The sequence below is a fragment of the Thalassospira sp. SN3W genome (genome assembly GCF_038070535.1).
GTDB lineage: Bacteria > Pseudomonadota > Alphaproteobacteria > Rhodospirillales > Thalassospiraceae > Thalassospira > Thalassospira xiamenensis.
Genome location: NZ_CP121124.1, coordinates 2,352,919 through 2,371,902 on the forward strand (window position 1 = coordinate 2,352,919; position 18,984 = coordinate 2,371,902).

Here is an 18,984-nt window from a genome sequence, read left to right on the forward strand (position 1 = left end):
TTTTCCCCGTTCGTCTTAAAAAGCCGAGAGCGCGGTCTTATATGCAGCACACGATAAGCCGCATGTATTAAAAATGACGGCATATAAATAGGGCAATCGCAAATAAGGCTGCCCGTAGGGAAGTGAGAGGATTGACTGTGAAAAGCTTTTCGCAGGTGGGTATCCGTATCCAGATCGCGCTGGTCACTGCTGTGCTTGTTGCGGCGCTTGCCGGCATCATGAGCTATGTCGTTGGTCAAAGGTCGGCCGACGTTCTGACAAGGCAGATCGGCACTGGTGTGGCCGATGTTGCCCTGCAAATGGCAGACGAGCTTGATCGCACGATGTGGACCCATCGCGGTGAAGTCGCGGTTCTTAGTACCTTGCGCGCGATCCGAAACCTGAATGACATTGATCAGGCCAGCGAACTGATCAACCGGTTGCAGCATGAATTGCCAATTTTCACATGGATCGGCGTGCTGGATGCGGATGGCACCGTTGTTGCCGCTACGGGGGATATTCTGGTCGGCACGGATGCTTCGGCACGGCCGGTTTTTGAGTTTGGCCGCAAGGAGATGTTCATTGGCGATGTCCATGACGCCAAACTGCTGGCCGAGAAATTCCCGAGCCCGACCGGCGAGCCGATCCAGTTTGTTGATATTGCCGTTCCGTTGCTAAACGATGCCGGTAACTTCAATGGGGTTCTGGCAACGCATCTGAGCTGGGAATGGGCGAATACGGTAAGGCGCAATCTGTTCGCAGGCCAGGGTCTGCATCGGAGCGTTGATATCTTTGTCATCAGTGCCAATGGCACGATCCTGCTTGCGCCGGATTTTGAAAGGGCGGGCCAGAAGCTTGATCTTGATCTGAAAAGTGCAAATGACACGCCGAATGCGGGCTGGCAGATTGCCCGCTGGCCCGATGGCAATGACTATCTTACGGGGGCGGCACCGGCCGATGGCCACCTTGATTATGCCGGGCTTGGCTGGACTGTGCTTGTGCGCCAGCCGGTAACCTCGGCATTGATGCCGGTCAACGATTTGCGTTCCGATATTCTGGCGCTGGGCCTTGGTCTTGCGGTGCTGTTTAGCATCATTGCCTGGTGGGGGGCTGGTTTCATCGTCGGCCCGCTGGTCAGGATCGCGAATGCCGCCGGGGAGCTTAAACGTGGTGAGATCGAAAACCTGCCACAGGTTGCAGGGGCGCGCGAAATCCGCACGCTTTCAAGCAGCCTGAACAGTCTGGTCGTCAAACTGACCGAGAAGGACAACGCCCTTGGCGAGATGAAGCATATTGCGCATCATGATCCCCTGACCGGGCTTGGCAACCGTCTGGCACTGGATGTTTATTTCGAACATGCGCTGGCGCAGGCCAACCGCCAGCGCAGTCAGCTTGGCGTTCTTGTTCTTGATCTGGACGATTTCAAACCGATCAATGACCGGCTGGGGCATGCGGCAGGGGACGAGGTGCTATGTGAAGTTGCCCGTCGGCTGCGTCGCTGTGTGCGCGGTGGGGATCTGGTTGCCCGCACCGGCGGAGACGAGATGGTCATTGTTTCGCATCTTGGCGAAAACGGTGTGACCGAAATAGGTGCATTGGCCGAAAGAATCCTTAATGACATTCTGATGCCGTTCATTACCGGCGGAAACCGGATATCGATCAATATCAGCATCGGTATTGCTGTTTATCCCGATCATGCCACCCGCCCGGAGACGCTGCTGGAGCAGGCCGATCAGGCGCTTTATGTGGCCAAAAGCAAGGGCAAGCATCGCTATGTCATTCATGGCGATGAAAACCGCGCGCAGAATTCCGGCTCACGCGCCTGAAATCGGGTCAGATATGACCATCCAATGGCTTGACTTGGTGGTGATTGCTAAGCATTAAGCAATCCATGACCATTTCATCAGAAACCGAACTTGAACATCTGCGCCGTATTGGACGCATCTGTGCGCGTGCGCGCGACGTGATGGGGGCTGCGGCCGTTGCCGGAATGACCACGGCCGAACTTGATGCCATTGGCCGCAAGGTCCTTGAGGATGCCGGGGCGGTTTCCGCACCCGAAAGCGAATATGATTTTCCCGGTGCGACCTGCATCAGTGTGAATGAGGAAGTCGCACACGGTATTCCCGGTGATCGGGTTCTGGCCGATGGCGATCTTGTGAATATCGATGTGTCGGCGTCGCTTGACGGCTATTTTTCCGATACCGGTGCCAGCTTTATCGTCGGAACGCCGCGCCCTGAAATCGTGAAGCTGTGCGATGATGGCAAAAAGGCAATGTGGGCGGGGATCAAGGTTGTGCGTGACAAGGCACCGATCCGTGAAATCGGTCTTCGGATCGAAAATTTTGCCCGAAAGGGCGGTTACAGCCTGATTAAAAATCTGGCCAGTCACGGGATCGGCAAATCATTGCACGAAGCACCGGAAACCATCCCGACATGGGATGATCCGCGCGAACGCCGGTCGCTGAAAAAAGGTCAGGTCATCACCATCGAACCGTTCCTGTCGCGGGGGTCGAATTGGGCGCTTGACGGGGATGATGGCTGGACGCTCTATGCCGATACCGGTGCACCGACCGTACAATACGAACATACGCTGGTGGTAACCCAGAATGGCTATGAAATCATGACATTGGCCGGATAAACCCGACCGGTTTATATTGCGCTGCATGATGGATATGAAAAAGGCCGCCCGGAACATGTCGGGCGGCCTTTTTAGTGCGGTATTGATGGCAGTTATGCGCCGTATTTTGCCTTGGCTTCGCGGCGACGCGCGTGCAGGACCGGTTCGGTATAGCCGTTTGGCTGTTCGCGGCCCTTGAACACCAGATCACAGGCGGCAGCAAAGGCAACACTGTCATCAAAGTTCGGTGCCATGTTGCGATATTCCGGGTCGCCTTCGTTCTGTTTGTCGACGACGGCGGCCATGCGTTTCATGGTTTCCATCACCTGATCCTTGGTGCAAAGCCCGTGATGGAGCCAGTTGGCGATATGCTGGCTGGAAATGCGCAATGTGGCGCGGTCTTCCATCAGGCCGACATTGTTGATATCGGGCACTTTGGAGCAGCCAACCCCGGCATCGATCCAGCGGACAACATAGCCAAGAATGCCTTGGGCGTTGTTATCAAGTTCTTCCTGGATTTCGCTTGGCATCGGGTTGATGTCGCCAAGACGCGGGATCGAGAGGATATCATCGAGGCTGGCGCGTTCGCGTTTGCCAACTTCGTCCTGTACGGCACGGACATCGACCTGATGGTAATGCATGGCATGCAGGGTGGCCGCAGTGGGGGATGGAACCCATGCGCAGTTGGCCCCGGCTTTGGGATGGCCGATTTTGGCGGTCATCATTTCGGCCATGCGATCCGGTTTGGCCCACATGCCCTTGCCAATCTGGGCGATGCCCTTCATGCCGCATTCAAGGCCGACATCGACATTCCAGTTTTCATAGGCCGAAATCCAGTACTGGTCTTTCATCGCTTCCTTGCGAACGACCGGGCCGGCTTCCATGCTGGTGTGGATTTCATCGCCGGTGCGGTCAAGGAACCCGGTATTGATGAAAACTACACGGTCCTGGGCAGCACGGATGCATTCCTTGAGGTTCACCGTCGTGCGGCGTTCCTCGTCCATGATGCCGACCTTAAGGGTATTTTCCGGCAGGCCGATTTCACGTTCGACAAAGGCAAACAGATCATTGGTCAGGGCGACTTCTTCGGGCCCGTGCATTTTCGGCTTCACGATATAGACGCTGCCATGGCGCGAGTTTGAAACGCTGCTGTTGCCGTCAATGTCGTGTTTGGCGATCAGGCTGGTAAACATCGCATCAAGGAAGCCTTCGGGGACTTCGTTGCCATTGGCGTCAAGCACCGCGTCGCTTGTCATCAGGTGGCCAACATTGCGCACCAGCATCAGACTGCGCCCCGGCAGGACAACATTGTGGCCATCAAACCCCTGATAGGAACGATCCGGGTTGAGGCGGCGGGTAACGGTTTTGCCGCCCTTTTCAAAGCTTTCTTCCAGCGTGCCTTTCATCAGGCCAAGCCAGTTGCGATACACCGCAACCTTGTCTTCGGCATCAACGGCGGCAACCGAATCCTCGCAATCCTGAATGGTGGTCAGGGCGGATTCCATGATCACATCGCAGACACCGGCCGCATGGGTTTTGCCAATCGGGTGCGTGGGATCAATGCGGATTTCCAGATGCAGGCCATGATTGCGCAGAAGAACTTCGGAAAGCGCACCGTCTTTTTCGTTGTAGCCGATGAATTGCGATGGCTGTGCCAGCGATGTTTCGCTGCCGTCTGACAGGGTCACCACCAATGTCCACCAGCCAGAACCGTCTTCGCGGACTTCGTATTTGGCGACATCTGCATGTTTGCCATTGGCCAGCGGCACCGCCTGATCAAGGAATTTTGCGGCATAGGCAACGACAGCCGCGCCGCGCTTGGCATTGAAGCCCTTGGTCTTTTCCTTGCCATCGGCATCGTCAATGACATCGGTGCCATAAAGCGCGTCATAAAGGCTGCCCCAGCGGGCATTGGCGGCATTAAGGGCATAGCGCGCATTCATCACCGGCACGACCAGCTGCGGGCCGGCAACACGGGCGATTTCCGGGTCAACATTGGTGGTCGAAATATAGAAATCGTCGCCTTCGGGCAGAAGATAGCCGATTTCCTTGAGGAATTCCTTGTAGGCCAGCGGGTCGCGGGCCTGATCCTGCCGAGACAGGTGCCATTCGTCGATTTTGGCCTGCAACTCGTCGCGCTTTGCCAGCAGCGAACGGTTGCGCGGGCCAAGTTCGTTCACGAGCTTTTCGAACGATGCCCAGAACTGGTCGGAGGAGACACCGGTGCCCGGGGTGATTTCGTTGGCAACCAGATCATGCAGAACGGTTGCGATCTGAAGGCCGCCTTTGGTGATACGTTGGGTCATGTTTCCTCTCGACAGGCTTGAAGTCTTCTGCACGGCCCGATGTGACCGATGCATATCTTTGTCACAACATATGGGCTGGAAGCGGGCAGGGTCCACAGCCGGTTTCACTTTCGTGGGATGTTTTCCGTATTGTGGAAACGATACCGACACCCGGCGGGTGATTATTGCCGTTATATGCCGCTATATTTTGCCCAAAGACGGGGTGTTAAGGATTGTGTCTGTGTTGATTTGGGCCTTGATCCGGGGCAGAACCCGCCTGATCAGCAGTGTCATCTGTCGCGGGATGGCCGATATCGTCCGGTCGGTCGGCGGCATGTGACGCACTTCCGTCTTCTTCCTCGACGATGTCATCGGTGATGGGCGACATTTCAAGTGCCATGGGCGTGGTGCGCGGAACGGCGACAAACTGACCCTGTTCCTTGATCGTGATGCGGCGACCGAAACCGGCACGATAGATGGCAAAGCTTGCCACCAGCACGCCGACAATCGCAAACAGAACCGGCATGCCCCACGGACCAAAATGACCAATGGCAAGCGACCCGATGATCGGCCCGGTGGCAGCAGACCCGCCATAAATGATCAAGAGGCCACCGGATGCGGAAACGATCTGGTCCGGTTGCAGATAGTCATTCACATAGGCGACCGACAGGCCATAAACCGGCATGATAAAGATGCCGATGATCGCGCCCCACACAGTAAGATTGGCGCGCACGACTTCCGGCGCGACAAGCGGGAACAGCCCGCAGATGGCAAGCCCGATCAGCACGGCGATCATGACATACTGGCGCGGGACAATGTCGGACAGGCGGCCAATCGGCCATTGCATGATCATGCCGCCCAGAATGACGAAGGCCATGAAGTTGGCGACCTCATTGGTTGCCAATCCAAGGTCGGAGGCAAAGATCGGACCGACGCCATAAATCGCACCGGACAGAACGCCACTGCCGGCGGCGGCGACAAAGCCGAGCGGCGAAATGGCGTATAGCTGGCGGAATTTCATGCGTGCGCCACTGACCGCGGCGGGCGGGGGCTGCCGGGTGAGTGCAATCGGCACCAGAGACAGCGACAAAAGGACCGATGCCACGGTAAACAGTTCGAAACTGCCAATCGGTGACACGTTCAGCAACAGCTGCCCGATGGCAAGACCCGCCAGCGACACGGTCATGTAGGCGGCAATCATGCCGCCGCGCGATGTATTGTCGACCTGTTCGTTCAGCCAGCTTTCAATCACCAGATACAGGGCCGAAATGCACAGGCCCGTCATGGCACGGAACAGCGACCACGTAATCGGATCGACAAAAACCGCATGCAAAAGTGTAATCGCCGACCCGGTCGATGCCAGTGCCGCAAAGGTTCTGATATGGCCGACCCGGTTGACAAGCCCGGCCCCCCAGATGATCCCGCCGATAAACCCGGCATAATAGGATGCCATGATGATGCCGGTATAGATCGGGGCAAATCCCTCCGACGAGGCGCGCAACGCCAGCAGCGAGGATTGCAGCGACGCCCCGGTATTGAGGGTGAAGGCTGCAAACAATGTCGCAGATAATGCGATGATCAGTGCGACCGGCGAACGGGGCATTGCTATCCTCTGGTGGTAAAGTCGCGGCAGGGTCTACCCTGCGCGAAGGTCGGGAACCCTGTCAATCTTTACAAGGTGCTGTTCTGAAAGGTTTTGTCAGCCTTGCGGGACATGTGACGGATCGAACGTTACGGCGCATAAGATGTTCCGCAGAATTTCAAGCATTGAATTAAAGTCGAAGCCCTGCCGCGAACAGTACCGGTTTTGCGCAACTGCCATGTTAAAAGTGCGATAAGGTTGAAACCGGTAAAGGGTGGGCTGAGCGAATAACCGGCTTGACCTTCGGCCCTTTGATGCGCTCTATGACTTGGAATTGGAAGCAATTTGCCAAAATCCGTTGCCGTAAAGACGGATTTTTGCGTTGATCGCCACTATTGGCCCGATCCGCACCCAAGTTCGGTATTTGCAAACCGACCGGTGCCCGGGTTCTGCAAGGGGAGGAAACCTTGAACATTCTTCGTACAATCGGCGCAATCGCGACCGGTATTGTTGCCCTGTCGGCCGTAAGTGCCGCCCAGGCAGAAACCCGCGTCACTTTCAAATCGGCCAAGGCGGCATCATCCTATTATCAGATGGCAGCCCAGTTCGCAGAAGCGATCAAGACCGGCACGGACGGCGAAATCATCGTCACGGTCGAGGAAAGCCAGGGATCGGTCCAGAACGTGATGGAAGCATCGGTTCGCCCGGGCAATTATCTTTTCACAAGCCCGCCCGCACTTGTTGGCCTTGCCCAGGCAGGGAAGGGGGCGTTTGAAGGGCGTCCGACCGAAAAATTCAATGAAGTCCGGGCCCTGTTCCCGATCCCGTCGCTGACCATGCATTTCGTGATGCGTGCCGATGCCGGTGTGACCGACTTTGCCGGACTTGAAGGGAAAACCATTCTGCTTGGCAAGGGGTCGTTTGGTGCGAATGAGGGTGAAAAATACCTCGATCTGTTCGGGCTTAAAGATAAGGTGACACTGTCAGAAGCGGAGCTGTCCAACGCGGTTGCTGCCCTTAAAAACGGTCAGATTGACGGTTTTGTCACTGCCGGTTCCTGGCCCGCGCCGAACGTGATCGAGGCCGCGGCGGGCACGGATGTCAATATCCTGTCGCTTTCCGATGACCAGCTTGCGATGACAAAGCGCGATCTGACGGTGATCCCGGCCGGGACCTATAACGGTCAGAAGGATGATATCCGCACGTCTTCCCTGTCGGTGGTTGCCTATGCCACGACCGAGATGGATGATGAAACCGCCTATCAGCTGACCAAAACTTACTGGGGCCAGAAATCCGCCATGAGCTCGAACGCGTCATGGTGGAAAGGTGTGACCCAGGAAATGCTGGCCAATATCAAGGGTAAAATTCACCCCGGCGCGCTTCGTTTTTACGCCGAAGCCGGTTTCCCGGTTCGCGACGATCAGAATTGATCGCCGATTGGCAATAATGTGATGACAGGCCCGGCCGCCACAGCCGGGCCGTTCTTTATCGGACGTATCAGGATTACGATGTCTGCTGTTTCCCGCCCTTTCTGGATTGCGCTTGGCGCGGTATCCATCTTTTTTCATCTCTGGCTGATTTTTTCGGGGCTGGTTCCCAATCTGGTCAGTCGGCCGTTGCATATGGCTTTGGCGCTGCCTTGGGCATTGGTGTTTGTTGCCAAAACACCGTGGCAGAAAATCAGCGGTCTGATCCTGACCGTGATCGGGCTTGCAGCGTGTTTGTGGGTGGCGTTCAATCACGGCATGCTGGGTGATCAATACGGGTTCCTGGTCGGGAATCTGCAAATTGCCATATCATTTGCCCTGCTGGGCATTGTTCTTGAAATGGCACGGCGCGCCATCGGATGGCCTTTGCCGAGTGTGGCGGCGATTGCGCTGCTTTATGGGTTCTTTGGCGAATATATTCCCGGTGAATTCGGCCATGGCGGGCTTCCGATTGAAAGCATGCTGGGTACGCTAACCATTGCCGAAGGCGGCCTTTGGGGAAGCCTGACCGGGGTTTCGGTCAGCATCGTTGCGATCTTTGTCATCTTTGGCGCGATCCTGAATGGCGGCGAAGCCGGGCAGGGCTTCATGAATGTTGCCGGTGCGGCTGCGGGGCGGCTGCGTGGTGGCGCGGCCAAGGTTTCGGTGATTTCGTCGGCGTTGTTTGGCTCCATTTCCGGGTCTGCGTCGGCCAATGTGGCGTCCACCGGGGCGATTACCCTTCCGGCGATGACCAAGCTTGGCTATCCGAAAAAACTGGCCGCTGCGGTCGAGGCGGTGGCATCGTCGGGCGGGCAGATCATGCCGCCCTTGATGGGGGCCGGGGCCTTTGTCATGGTCGAGCTGACCGGGCGGCCCTATGTCGAGATCATGGTTGCGGCCATTTTGCCGGCAATCCTTTATTTTCTGGCGGTGTGGGTCGGGATCAATGCCTTTGCGCTTCGCTATGATTTGCCCGGTGTGCCGGAAAAAGACCGGCCTGATACCCGTGCTGTGATTGTGACGTCGGCGTTTTTCCTTGTGCCGTTTGCCATATTGCTTTGGGGCATGTTTGGCGGTGGCTATACGCCGCAATATGCCGCCTGCCTTGCGATGATTGCCGGTGCGGCCCTGCTGTTTTTAGATGGCAATCTGCAATTCAGTCTGAAACGGACGGGCGAAAGATTTACCGAGGTCTGCCTGAGCGCCGGGCGGCAGGTATCGATGATTGCTGCGATCATTTTGTGCGCGTCCATCGTTATCGGTGTTTTGGGTCTGACCGGGCTTGGCGTGAAGATCACGTCGCTTCTGCTGTCGGGATCGGGCGGGATGCTTTGGCCGGCCTTGCTGCTGACGGCGGTGGCGTGTCTGATCCTTGGCATGGAAGTGCCGACCACGGCGGCCTATGTGATCTGTGTTTCGGTGGCCGGACCCGCCCTGACCGAGCTTGGGCTTGATCCGTTGCAGGCGCATCTTTTCGTGTTCTGGTTTGCCCTGCTGTCGACGATTACCCCGCCGGTTTGCGGTGCGGTGTTCATTGCCGCGGGCATGGTCGAGGAAAACTGGCTGAAGGTGGCCGGAACGGCAATGGCGCTTGGCGTCGGGCTTTACATCGTGCCACTGGCGATGGTGGCAAACGGGTCATTGATTGATCTTGCGGCCAATCCGGTTTGGGCGTTGGTTGCCGGGCTTAAGGTTGCGGTTGGTCTGACGGCGATTTCCTATGGCTTGATATCGCCGCGCCCGGTTCTGGTCCGCATCGCATCGGGTGTTCTGGGTGGGCTTGTCATTTTTGTTGCCGGGGTTTAACCCCGGCGGCTTCCCTGTTGGTCCTGCGTCTGACTGAAATCATCAAGCAGCTTCATGAAATCATCGACATCCGGGAAGCCCGTGAAGCTGTGCTGTGCCGGGATGCTGACCCATGGCAGTTTTTCAGATGTCATGGTTTCGATGAAGGGTGTGGCAAGGGACTTCTGATCAAACAGGGTCGGGCGGACATTGACAAAATCATCCATGCCGGTGATTCGGGTAAACATCCATGTCTTGCAGTCCGGGCAGAAAAAATGATCCAGTTCGGGGCCTTGAGCGCCGCCTTTCACCGGTGTCCCGGACAGGACCCGAAAGCTGTCTGATTTGCACATCGCGGTCAGCGAAAAGGCGCTTGAGCTCATTTTCTGGCAACCACGACAATGGCAGGCTGCGGTCAGGACCGGGGGTGCTGCCAGCGCGATTTCAAGTTTCCCGCAACGGCAGGATCCTGTGACGGGATAGGAAATCTTGTCCATCGACTGGCACCCGGTTGTAATTGCGCACAAAAAAGGTCAGGCATGCAAATTAATGCGTGCCTGACCGGAATGCCAACAGGTTCTTCGCTAGGGTGCTTTGTCCCTGGCGGCTATTGGGTGCTGTTAGTGATTTCTGCGTTAAGCGCGTCCGCTACGCGGACCGGCAAACAGCCAGATGATCAGGCCGAGAACCGGCAACACGAGGATCAGAATCGTCCAGATGATTTTTGAACCGGTGCTGGCACCGCTGCCCATGACATTGATGATCGCCCAGATATCGGCAATCAGAATGATCAGACCGAGAATTCCACCATATTCCATAACCCAACCTCATTTTTCTGTGTCAGCAGACAGGAAAGCTGTCGGCTGTTCTTGAAAGTCAAACGGCTTGGATGGGAAGTTGTTCCCGCAGGGTATTTTGCGACCAAATGGCGAAATTACCTAGACGACTTGTCCGGCCGACCAGCCCGATGACCAGGCCCACTGGAAATTGAACCCGCCAAGATGGCCGGTAACATCGACGACTTCACCGATGAAATAAAGGCCGGGGGCATCGCGGCATTCCATGGTTTTCGATGACAGGGCGTTGGTGTCGACCCCGCCCAGCGTGACCTCGGCGGTGCGATAGCCTTCGGATCCCTGCGGCATGACCGACCACTGATTGACATCGGTTGCAAGCAGACGAAGCGCCTTGTCCCCGGTTTCACCAATCGGGCGATCAAGCCCGTGGCGGGCGGTGATCATCTGAGCCAGACGGTTTGGCAGAATACGCGAGAGCACATTATGCACGGCCTGTTTCGGGCTTTCGGCTTTGGCCGATTTCAGAAGATCAAAGGCGTCTTCTTCGGGGTTCAGATTGACCGTGATGGCATCGCCTTCATCCCAATAGGATGAAATCTGCAGGATTGAAGGGCCGCTGAGCCCGCGATGGGTGAACAGCAATCCTTCGCGGAACTGCTTTTTGTGGCACTGGACAATCGCATCAACCGAAATGCCGGAAAGCTGACCCAGATCGGCCCGCATATCCGGATCGAAGGTCAGGGGCACGAGGGCCGCCCTGGTCGGAACGATGTCGATGCCAAACTGTCGGGCAATCTGATAGCCAAAGCCGGTTGCGCCGATTTTGGGAATGGAAAGGCCGCCACAAGCCACTACAAGGGATTGACAGGTCCATTGCGCGCCGGTGCGTGTGGTGACATCGAACCCGGCATCATCGCGGCGGATGATGTTGCTGATTTCGGTGTTCAGGCGCAGCTCGACATTGGCGGCATCACATTCATCGAGCAGCATGTCGATGATCTGGAACGAGGATTCATCGCAGAAAAGCTGGCCCAGTGTTTTTTCATGCCAGGCAATGTCATGGCGATTGACCAGATCGATGAAGTCAAACTGGGTGTAACGTTTGAGTGCCGAGACGCAGAAACGCTTGTTTTGCGAAATGAAATTTTCCGGGCTGGCATGCAGATTGGTGAAGTTGCAGCGACCGCCCCCGGAAATCCGGATTTTTTCAGCCGGTTTCGCCGAATGATCGACAATCACAACCGAACGGCCGCGTTTTCCGGCTTCGATTGCACACATAAGGCCGGCGGCACCGGCACCAATCACAAGGACATCAATCTTCTTCACGCAGCAGGCCAATCTTTCGGGGAAAACGACCTGCCTTATACGGATAAATTGGTGTTCTGTCAGTGCCTGTCAGGCGTAACGCTGCTTTTTGGGCTGGGGCGTTGTGATATCGGGTGTCTGGGCCGTCGGATGGGCATCTGCAATCTGGCGTTCGGTTGCAACCCGGTTGCGGCCTTTGGCCTTGGCCAGATAAAGCGCCTGATCGGCGCGTTCGATGAAGCGGCCAAGCGGCTCGCCATAGGCAAAGGTGCTGACCCCGATTGACACGGTGACCTTGCCCAGTTCTTCATGGCGGATGCGGCTGACCACCTTGCGGGTTTCGACATTGTGGCGGATATGTTCGGCCAACTGGCGGGCGCAGCCAAGACCGGTCATCGGCAGGATGACGGCAAATTCCTCCCCACCGTAACGGGCGGCGGTGTCGCGGCCCTTGACGTTCTGCTGAAGGGTCTGGGCCATCAGCCGAATGACCTGATCGCCGGCCTGATGGCCGTGAGTATCGTTGAAAGTTTTGAAATGGTCGATATCGATCAGAAGCAGGCTAAGCGGTTTGCCGGTTTCCATCGACTGCATCGCGCAATCGCGTAATCGCAGATCAAATGCCTTGCGGTTGGCAATGCCGGTCAGACAGTCGGTCATGGCCTCGCGCTTCATGTCTTCGAGGTCCCGGCGCAGTTTCGATATTTCAGTCGAGGTATTATCAAGCCGGGTTTCAAGAAGGCGGTTTACGCCTTCGATGTCGCGGGTCGCACCGAGCAGCGTTTTAAGCGCCTGTTCCAGATTGGTGAAATCCTTGTCCCCGATATATTCGCAGAAATGATCAAGGGCCTCGCCATAGGCACAGGTGTCAATTCCCGCGTTGCGCACGGTTTCCAGAACCGATGTCAACTGATTGCGCAGATCTTCGGTGATGCGGGTGACGATTTCGCGTTCATTCACGGTGTCAAAAAACCGCGTGAAAAGGTCGCGGCACTGCAATTCGTCGAATTCGCGATTGTTGCTGCGCAGGATATCAATCGTCTGCGTAAGATCGGGTTCTTCGCCAGACAGGTAATTGAAAAAGATCGTAAAATTGTTCGGATGCGCGATAACGCCCAGTTCGGACATCATAGCGAGGGCTGCGTTTGACAATTGCTGTGCCCGATCCGGGCTGGTGCCGTATTCGATCATCGATACCTGCGCGACTTTCCAAAAAATGTATGTTTTGGCAGGGGCAATATATCGTTACAGTCCAATCATAACGTTGATTTGGATCATGGCCGAAGCCGGGTTACAAAAGCCCCGCCAACAAAACCAAGCCATAAAAAAGAAACAGGGAAGCAGCAGGAAATGACGTTACGGTTTGAACGCATGGTCGCCGGTATCATCGTGATGATGGTGGTTCTGGTCTCATCACCGGTTCTGGCGCAGGATGGCATGGGGGCTGCCCCTGCAACATCTGGCACATCTGGCACGTCATCGGGCGATACGTTGCCACCAGTCGATTTTCGTCCGATTGAAGCTGGTGAACGCACCAATATGCCGCCGCTTATGGAACGCTATGTACTTGACGAGTTAAAGGCATTGCGGACCGAAATGCAGGGCATGCGCGCCGAATTGCTGCGCGAGGTTGTTAACCGGCAGCTTGAGGCCATCGACAAGGCGATTTCCTATTCGTCGAACACGGTGACCTATTTCTTCTATTTTGTGGCCGCCGTCGGTGCACTTCTGACCATGCTGGGCTGGCAGTCGTTGCGGGAACTTAAATCAAGTGTGCGTAACCTTGCCGATACGGAATTGCGCCGCCTGTCCGAAGAATTTGAAACACGTCTGAGCGCGCTTGAAGACGAGCTGCGCCAGAAAAGCATGGTGATCAACGATCATCAGCAGGAAATCGAAAATACCCAGACCATTCATGCCTTCTGGCTGCAGGCGAACAAGGTGACCAATCCGCGGTCCAAGATCGAGATTTACGACAAGATCCTTGAACTGTCGCCGGGCGATCCGGAAGTCATGGCCTATAAGGCGGATGCCGCCCTTCAGCTGGGTGATCGTGACTGGGCGCTTAGCCTGTGTAACCGGCTCCTGGCCGAGGCGCCGGATAATGCCAATGGTTATTATCAGCGGGCGTGCGCCAATGCAGGGCTGGGTTACCCGGAAGCCGCCCTTGCCGATTTGCAGCGTGCGGTGGCCCTTTCGGATGCGATGCGTCAGCCTGCCTGGACCGAGGTTGAGTTTGAGCCGCTTCGCAATTTGCGGGAATTTGCCGAAATTCTTGGTAATCCCGAGAGTGCTGCGCCCGCGGAATAACGTCGAGGGCATTTCACGCCCCCAAGCCAAAAACAAACCCCCGGCAGTCCACACTGCCGGGGGGTTTGCATATCAGTTGATCGGTGATCTTAACCGGCCAGTTCATTCCACAGCGGATGGATCGGCGCGACATCGTTTTCGATTTCGCTGAACCGGGCGTCGCAGTCAAAGAAGTAGTTGTCGGCAAGGTCATCATTGACCTGCGATACTTCGCCAACGATCACCGGGCCTTTGCCTTCTTCGCCATAGAAGCGATGCACAAGCGTGCGCGGCAGGGTGACACTTTGACCGGGTTCGAGCACGACCTTGCCACCGGCCGGAAGGATATTGAGCTTGCCATCGGTGCGGACATGCACGTCATTGACCATGTCCATTTTGCCGTCTTCGGTCAGATTGGTCAGTTCGATCACCAGATTGCCGCCGCCACGCACAATGATGTCTTCCATTTTGACCTTGTGGTAATGCCACGGGCATTCCTGATTTTCGCCGACAATCATGATTTTTTCGGCATAGGGGACTTCGCCCGGCTGGCGCAGGATGCCATTGCGCAGGCAAAACAGGATCAGGCCGCGACGGGCGAAATCGCCTTCGCCGTAATCGGTTACGTCCCAGCCCATCTGATGGGCACGGCACCATTTCGCAAGATCAGGCTCGGCATCCCACTGCGCCGGGGAATAGTGGCCCCAGACGGGCAGTTTGAAGGAAATGGACTCGAACAGTTCCTTGGCATGCGTGATATGTGCATTGATATCGGAACGGCGCATGGACGACCTCGTAAAGCTTTTGCGTTTTTGAATGGTTGGCCGCGCGATGCGCAGGCGTTGCTGGCTTTTAGCATGTTCGAAAAAGGATTGCGACCCAATTTGAATGCATTCAAATGCCCGTTATCCGATTTCGCAAACCTGCAAAATGACTGCCCTGATTTTGTCGATTTTGTTCCGTCTGATAAGGTGTTCAAAACAAAAGCTATGCGTTTAGCGGAACAACAATAATCAAGGAAACACGGGCATGTCTTCTTCTTCGGGATTTGCGAAATTTGTTGCGGCGGTTGTGGTCAGTGCCGGTATTGCCGGTGCCGGATGGCTGGTCGGCAAGGGATTGTCCGACATGCGGTCGCTTGACCGGTTCGTGACCGTCAAGGGATTGGCCGAACGCGATGTCATGGCGGATCGCGCGGTGTGGCCGATTACCTATGTTGCGACCGATGATGTTCTGCAAAACGCACAGGCCAAGATCGAAAGCGATACAACCGCCCTTCTGGTGTTTCTTGAAACGCATGGCATCACCAAGGACATGACCGAACTGCAAAGCCTTCAGGTCACTGATCAGCTTGCGCAATCCTATCGTTCCGGGCCGATTGAAAGCCGTTATATCGTCAGTCAGACGATCCAGGTCCGCACCGACAAGATCGACGCAGTCGTTGCGGCAACGCAGGATATTGGAAAATTGCTTCAGGGCGGGATTGTTCTGGGCGGGCAGGGTTATAACCCCGGTCCGAGTTTCATGTTCACCAAGCTTAATGACATCAAACCGGAAATGATTGCGGCGGCCACGGCCAATGCGCGTGAAAGTGCGCAGCAATTCGCAACCGATTCCGGTGGTCATCTGGGCGGTATTCGCCGCGCAACGCAAGGGTTGTTCCAGATCCTTCCGGCTGATGGTGCCCCCAATACGATGGAAAGCCAGCAGATCAATAAAACCGTGCGTGTTGTCACCACCATGGAATATCTGATCGAGGATTGATCACGTTCGGCCAGACTGGTCGACTTGCCCGGTTGACTTGCCCAGTTGACTTGTACGGCAAAAATGGTTCTATGCGGCGCATGGCGCAGCTGATCCTTTTTAACAAGCCGTATGGCGTTTTGACCCAGTTTACCGACCGTGAAAACGGTCGGGCGACGTTGGCTGATTATATCGATCTGCCCGGTGTCTATGCCGCCGGGCGGCTGGATCGCGATAGCGAAGGGTTGCTGCTGCTGACCGATAACGGGCCGCTTAATGCCCAGATCGCCCATCCGAAATTCAAAAAACCGAAAACCTATTGGGTTCAGGTCGAGGGCGAGCCGACCGAGGAAGCCCTTGCCGCGCTTCGTAACGGGGTTGAGTTGAAAGACGGCATGACCCGCCCAGCGCGTGCGCGCCTGATGGGGGAGCCCGAAAATCTTTGGCCGCGTGATCCGCCCGTGCGGTTTCGCAAATCCGTACCGACAAGCTGGATCGAGCTTAGCATTACCGAAGGCCGCAACCGGCAGGTCCGCAGGATGACGGCGGCTGTCGGATTTCCGACCCTGCGTCTGATCCGCTATGCGATTGGTGACTGGACGCTGGATGATCTTGCGCCCGGTGACTGGCAGGCCATCGAGGTCAGTGCACCGGAAGCGGCCCCGATACAGGTCAAGCCCCTGCCCGGGAACATGCAGGCCAACAGTCGGCCCCGCACCGAGGGTGACGGCAAAAGCACATTCCGGCCCGCACGACCGCAAAAGTCGCGCAACCATAAACAGTCACGCGGCGGCAAGCCGCGCGCACCCAAAGGATAAAGGCAATGCTGAGCTATCTGCACGGCTTTCACGCGGGCAATTTTGCCGATATTCACAAGCATGCCGCGATGCGGATCATCCTTGATTATCTGTGCAAAAAGGAAAAACCGTTCTGCGTGATTGATACCCATGCCGGGTCAGGCTGGTACGATCTTGGCAGTGCCCAGTCGGCGAAAACCGGTGAATGGAAAAACGGCATCGCCGCCGCCCAGCAAAAGGGAAATGCCCCCAAACAGATGCAGCCCTTCCTTGATCAGATCGCGGCATTTGATCCGATTGCCAAGGGGCGCGATTACGGCGTGTTTGAAGATGATGACCTTAAGGGGCCGTTTTATCCGGGATCGCCGTTTATCATGCGCGAATTGCTGCGTGATCATGATGAAATGATCCTGATGGAATTGCATCCACGCGAATATGACCTGCTGGAATACAGCGTTGAACGCGATCCGCGTATTCACCTGCACAAGCGCGATGGGTATGAGGGACTGGTTGGCATGATGCCACCGACCATTCGGCGCGGTCTGGTTCTGATGGATCCCAGTTACGACGTGAAACAGGATTATCAGAAGGCGGCGAGTTCGATCAAACGTGCCTGGGAACGGTGGGAAAATGGCATCTTCATGCTGTGGTATCCGATCCTTGAGGCCGGATTTGATGCCGAACTGCGTGAAAACTTTGCCCGGATCAAAGCCAAGGGTGGCGTGCTTTGTGCGGAGCTTTCGACCAATCAGGGCGGGGCGAAGGGGCGCATGCGCGGCACCGGACTTATGATCATCAACCCGCCTTATGGCTTTGATCAGCAGTTTGATGAAATCGGCCAGTGGCTGTGCGATGCCGTCAAACTGCCCGGTCCGGCAACGCACCGGACCCATTGGCTGGTACCGTCGCAATAGGCCCGCGGGCGAGACGGCGCAGGATTCAAATTAAAAGGCCGCGGACATCGGTGTGTCCGCGGCCTTTCTGCGTTGGGACGCAGTTTGACTTATATGCCGATGAAGGGCTGCAACAGTTTGGGCAGCAGACGGTTGAACTTCATCGGGGCATCGGTGGCAATCAGACAGATGCATTCCTCGGCGGTGTCGGCAATTGGCTGATGATCGACATCGTTGCCAAGATCGGCGACGTCACCGGCACGGAACCGGCCGATTTCATCGATATAGGACCCTTTAAGCAACAGGGTCATTTCATGACCGTGATGCCCGTGATCAGGGATCGAGACGCCCGGTGCGATTTTCATCAAACGCACGGTGCCTTTGCTTTCGATAGATTTAAGCTGGTAATGCTTCACACCCGGTGCCAGCGACTTCCACGGAATGTCTTCGAGGGAAAGAACATTATCAGGCAAAAGATCGGCCAACGGGCGTGGGACGGACGGAATGGCAGACCCGGTGATGCTTTCCCCGACGGCAACGCGCCGCGTGGACGGCATTTCGCGGAAGACGACATTTTCGTTGGCGGTTTCGCGTTCGATCATGGCCATGACATGGTCAAGCGCATGGGCATCCATCGACATGACATTTGCCGTTTCCAGCGCCGCACCACCAAGGGTCTCGAATTCCGCGACCTTTTCACGGCATTTCGGGCACAGTGTCATATGCGTTGCCACGAGCAGCTCCATCGCCTGCGACAGCTTGCCACTGGCGTAATCCATCAATGTCTGGTCTGTCGGGTGGTGTTTGATATTCATGCTACACCCTCCAATCCACCACGAAGTTTGGTTAAGGCCAATCGCAATCGCGATTTGACGGTGCCCAGCGGAATATCGAGCTGTTCGGCAATTTCGCTGTGCGAGAGATCTTCAAAAAACGACAATTCAACAACCACTTTCTGATCGGCGGGTAATTCTTCCATCGCGGATTTGACGAGAACGGCATGTTCATCCCGGTCTACGATTTCGTCGGCAAGCGGGCTATCGTCAATAATCAGCGTCGGATCGGAATCATCCACCTCGATATGTTTGCGTTGCCGGAAACGATCAATGCGAAGGTTTCGGGCGATTGTAAAAATCCATGTACTGGCGGCGGCCTTTTGCGGATCAAACAGATGCGCCTTGCGCCAGACCTGCATCATGGCTTCCTGAGCGAGTTCTTCGGCATTTTCGGAATTGCCGCCAAACCGGAACATGTAGGCTTTGACGCGGGGGGCAAAATGGGCAAACAGCTGTGCAAATGCCTCACGGTCCTGCGTCGCCGCAACCGCAACAATCCAGCTGGCACATCGCTTGGCCTCGGCGGGGTCAGCCGGTCCGGGCCTTGTTCTTGTCGTGCCGCTCATTTTCGTTTCTGGTCCCCTTCGGGGCCGCGTCATGATGG

General features: G+C 56.2%; 18 protein-coding genes. 9 read left to right on the top strand and 9 right to left on the bottom strand.

The features are described from left to right. Positions 1 to 137: 137 nt before the first annotated feature. Positions 138 to 1,805: a GGDEF domain-containing protein gene (locus P8T57_RS10580; RefSeq protein WP_341363070.1), complete on the top strand. Its 1,668-nt coding sequence runs from the start codon at positions 138 to 140 to the stop codon at positions 1,803 to 1,805. 65 nt (positions 1,806 to 1,870) lie between these two features. Then, the gene (map, locus tag P8T57_RS10585; protein WP_007089240.1) at positions 1,871 to 2,620 is read left to right on the top strand and encodes a type I methionyl aminopeptidase; all 750 of its coding nucleotides are present in this window, start codon (positions 1,871 to 1,873) and stop codon (positions 2,618 to 2,620) included. A gap of 92 nt (positions 2,621 to 2,712) precedes the next feature. Here the strand turns inward: map and P8T57_RS10590 are convergent, their stop codons facing one another. After that, the gene (locus tag P8T57_RS10590) at positions 2,713 to 4,905 is read right to left on the bottom strand and encodes a malate synthase G (protein WP_341363071.1); all 2,193 of its coding nucleotides are present in this window, start codon (positions 4,903 to 4,905) and stop codon (positions 2,713 to 2,715) included. Positions 4,906 to 5,110: 205 nt separating this feature from the next. Then, positions 5,111 to 6,487 carry an MFS transporter gene (locus P8T57_RS10595; RefSeq protein ID WP_341363072.1) on the bottom strand — a complete coding sequence of 459 codons (1,377 nt, stop codon included), beginning with the start codon at positions 6,485 to 6,487 and terminating at the stop codon, positions 5,111 to 5,113. A 446-nt stretch (positions 6,488 to 6,933) separates the two neighbouring features. Here P8T57_RS10595 and P8T57_RS10600 point away from each other — a divergent pair, with 446 nt between their 5' ends. Together P8T57_RS10600 and P8T57_RS10605 are read left to right on the top strand one after the other, a co-directional pair. Further along, entirely contained in the window at positions 6,934 to 7,896 is a 963-nt protein-coding gene (locus tag P8T57_RS10600; protein WP_071239731.1) for a TAXI family TRAP transporter solute-binding subunit, read from the top strand. 21 nt (positions 7,897 to 7,917) lie between these two features. After that, the gene (locus P8T57_RS10605; protein WP_341363073.1) at positions 7,918 to 9,741 is read left to right on the top strand and encodes a TRAP transporter fused permease subunit; all 1,824 of its coding nucleotides are present in this window, start codon (positions 7,918 to 7,920) and stop codon (positions 9,739 to 9,741) included. Here the strand turns inward: P8T57_RS10605 and P8T57_RS10610 are convergent. The 4 genes from P8T57_RS10610 to P8T57_RS10625 form a co-directional block, all read right to left on the bottom strand. Next, complete coding sequence (locus P8T57_RS10610; RefSeq protein ID WP_341363074.1) at positions 9,738 to 10,217, bottom strand: GFA family protein; 480 nt, start codon at positions 10,215 to 10,217, stop codon at positions 9,738 to 9,740. The two genes, P8T57_RS10605 and P8T57_RS10610, sit on opposite strands and share 4 nt — an antisense overlap. 138 nt (positions 10,218 to 10,355) lie before the next feature. Then, a complete protein-coding gene (locus P8T57_RS10615; RefSeq protein WP_007089234.1) occupies positions 10,356 to 10,538 on the bottom strand; it encodes a PLD nuclease N-terminal domain-containing protein in 183 nt (60 codons plus the stop codon). Positions 10,539 to 10,658: 120 nt separating this feature from the next. Further along, a complete protein-coding gene (locus tag P8T57_RS10620; protein ID WP_341363075.1) occupies positions 10,659 to 11,843 on the bottom strand; it encodes an NAD(P)/FAD-dependent oxidoreductase in 1,185 nt (394 codons plus the stop codon). A 69-nt stretch (positions 11,844 to 11,912) separates the two neighbouring features. Next, on the bottom strand, positions 11,913 to 13,013 hold the full coding sequence (locus P8T57_RS10625; protein WP_071239717.1) for a GGDEF domain-containing protein: 1,101 nt from the start codon (positions 13,011 to 13,013) through the stop codon (positions 11,913 to 11,915). A 159-nt stretch (positions 13,014 to 13,172) separates the two neighbouring features. On the opposite strand from P8T57_RS10625, the gene P8T57_RS10630 reads away from it, so the two are divergent. Then, a complete protein-coding gene (locus P8T57_RS10630) occupies positions 13,173 to 14,132 on the top strand; it encodes a tetratricopeptide repeat protein (RefSeq protein ID WP_037990649.1) in 960 nt (319 codons plus the stop codon). Positions 14,133 to 14,221: 89 nt separating this feature from the next. Here the strand turns inward: P8T57_RS10630 and P8T57_RS10635 are convergent, their stop codons facing one another. Next, positions 14,222 to 14,896 (bottom strand): D-lyxose/D-mannose family sugar isomerase, encoded by a 675-nt coding sequence (locus tag P8T57_RS10635; RefSeq protein WP_037990402.1) that lies wholly within the window; start codon positions 14,894 to 14,896, stop codon positions 14,222 to 14,224. Here P8T57_RS10635 and P8T57_RS10640 point away from each other — a divergent pair. The 4 genes from P8T57_RS10640 to rlmJ all read left to right on the top strand — a co-directional run bounded on the left by P8T57_RS10640 (position 14,870) and on the right by rlmJ (position 17,565). Continuing rightward, positions 14,870 to 15,124, top strand: a complete 255-nt coding sequence (locus P8T57_RS10640) for a hypothetical protein (protein ID WP_341363076.1) — start codon at positions 14,870 to 14,872, stop codon at positions 15,122 to 15,124. The genes P8T57_RS10635 and P8T57_RS10640 overlap by 27 nt on opposite strands. A gap of 16 nt (positions 15,125 to 15,140) precedes the next feature. Then, entirely contained in the window at positions 15,141 to 15,875 is a 735-nt protein-coding gene (locus P8T57_RS10645) for an SIMPL domain-containing protein (RefSeq protein WP_341363077.1), read from the top strand. A gap of 80 nt (positions 15,876 to 15,955) precedes the next feature. Next, complete coding sequence (locus P8T57_RS10650; RefSeq protein WP_341363078.1) at positions 15,956 to 16,672, top strand: rRNA large subunit pseudouridine synthase E; 717 nt, start codon at positions 15,956 to 15,958, stop codon at positions 16,670 to 16,672. 5 nt (positions 16,673 to 16,677) lie between these two features. Then, positions 16,678 to 17,565, top strand: a complete 888-nt coding sequence (gene rlmJ, locus P8T57_RS10655) for a 23S rRNA (adenine(2030)-N(6))-methyltransferase RlmJ (RefSeq protein WP_341363079.1) — start codon at positions 16,678 to 16,680, stop codon at positions 17,563 to 17,565. 89 nt (positions 17,566 to 17,654) lie between these two features. Here the strand turns inward: rlmJ and P8T57_RS10660 are convergent, their stop codons facing one another. Continuing rightward, positions 17,655 to 18,359, bottom strand: a complete 705-nt coding sequence (locus P8T57_RS10660) for a ChrR family anti-sigma-E factor (protein WP_062953184.1) — start codon at positions 18,357 to 18,359, stop codon at positions 17,655 to 17,657. After that, positions 18,356 to 18,946: a sigma-70 family RNA polymerase sigma factor gene (locus P8T57_RS10665; RefSeq protein WP_231858353.1), complete on the bottom strand. Its 591-nt coding sequence runs from the start codon at positions 18,944 to 18,946 to the stop codon at positions 18,356 to 18,358. The genes P8T57_RS10660 and P8T57_RS10665 overlap by 4 nt, the downstream gene beginning before the upstream one ends. Positions 18,947 to 18,984: the final 38 nt, after the last annotated feature.

Coding starts and splice junctions, on each gene's coding strand:
- map (WP_007089240.1), top strand. CDS start 1,871: ATGACCATTTCATCAGAAACCGAACTTGAACATCTGCGCCGTATTGGA.
- P8T57_RS10590 (WP_341363071.1), bottom strand. CDS start 4,905: ATGACCCAACGTATCACCAAAGGCGGCCTTCAGATCGCAACCGTTCTG.
- P8T57_RS10595 (WP_341363072.1), bottom strand. CDS start 6,487: ATGCCCCGTTCGCCGGTCGCACTGATCATCGCATTATCTGCGACATTG.
- P8T57_RS10605 (WP_341363073.1), top strand. CDS start 7,918: ATGACAGGCCCGGCCGCCACAGCCGGGCCGTTCTTTATCGGACGTATC.
- P8T57_RS10610 (WP_341363074.1), bottom strand. CDS start 10,217: ATGGACAAGATTTCCTATCCCGTCACAGGATCCTGCCGTTGCGGGAAA.
- P8T57_RS10615 (WP_007089234.1), bottom strand. CDS start 10,538: ATGGAATATGGTGGAATTCTCGGTCTGATCATTCTGATTGCCGATATC.
- P8T57_RS10625 (WP_071239717.1), bottom strand. CDS start 13,013: ATGATCGAATACGGCACCAGCCCGGATCGGGCACAGCAATTGTCAAAC.
- P8T57_RS10630 (WP_037990649.1), top strand. CDS start 13,173: ATGACGTTACGGTTTGAACGCATGGTCGCCGGTATCATCGTGATGATG.
- P8T57_RS10640 (WP_341363076.1), top strand. CDS start 14,870: ATGTGCATTGATATCGGAACGGCGCATGGACGACCTCGTAAAGCTTTT.
- P8T57_RS10635 (WP_037990402.1), bottom strand. CDS start 14,896: ATGCGCCGTTCCGATATCAATGCACATATCACGCATGCCAAGGAACTG.
- P8T57_RS10645 (WP_341363077.1), top strand. CDS start 15,141: ATGTCTTCTTCTTCGGGATTTGCGAAATTTGTTGCGGCGGTTGTGGTC.
- P8T57_RS10650 (WP_341363078.1), top strand. CDS start 15,956: ATGGCGCAGCTGATCCTTTTTAACAAGCCGTATGGCGTTTTGACCCAG.
- rlmJ (WP_341363079.1), top strand. CDS start 16,678: ATGCTGAGCTATCTGCACGGCTTTCACGCGGGCAATTTTGCCGATATT.
- P8T57_RS10660 (WP_062953184.1), bottom strand. CDS start 18,359: ATGAATATCAAACACCACCCGACAGACCAGACATTGATGGATTACGCC.
- P8T57_RS10665 (WP_231858353.1), bottom strand. CDS start 18,946: ATGAGCGGCACGACAAGAACAAGGCCCGGACCGGCTGACCCCGCCGAG.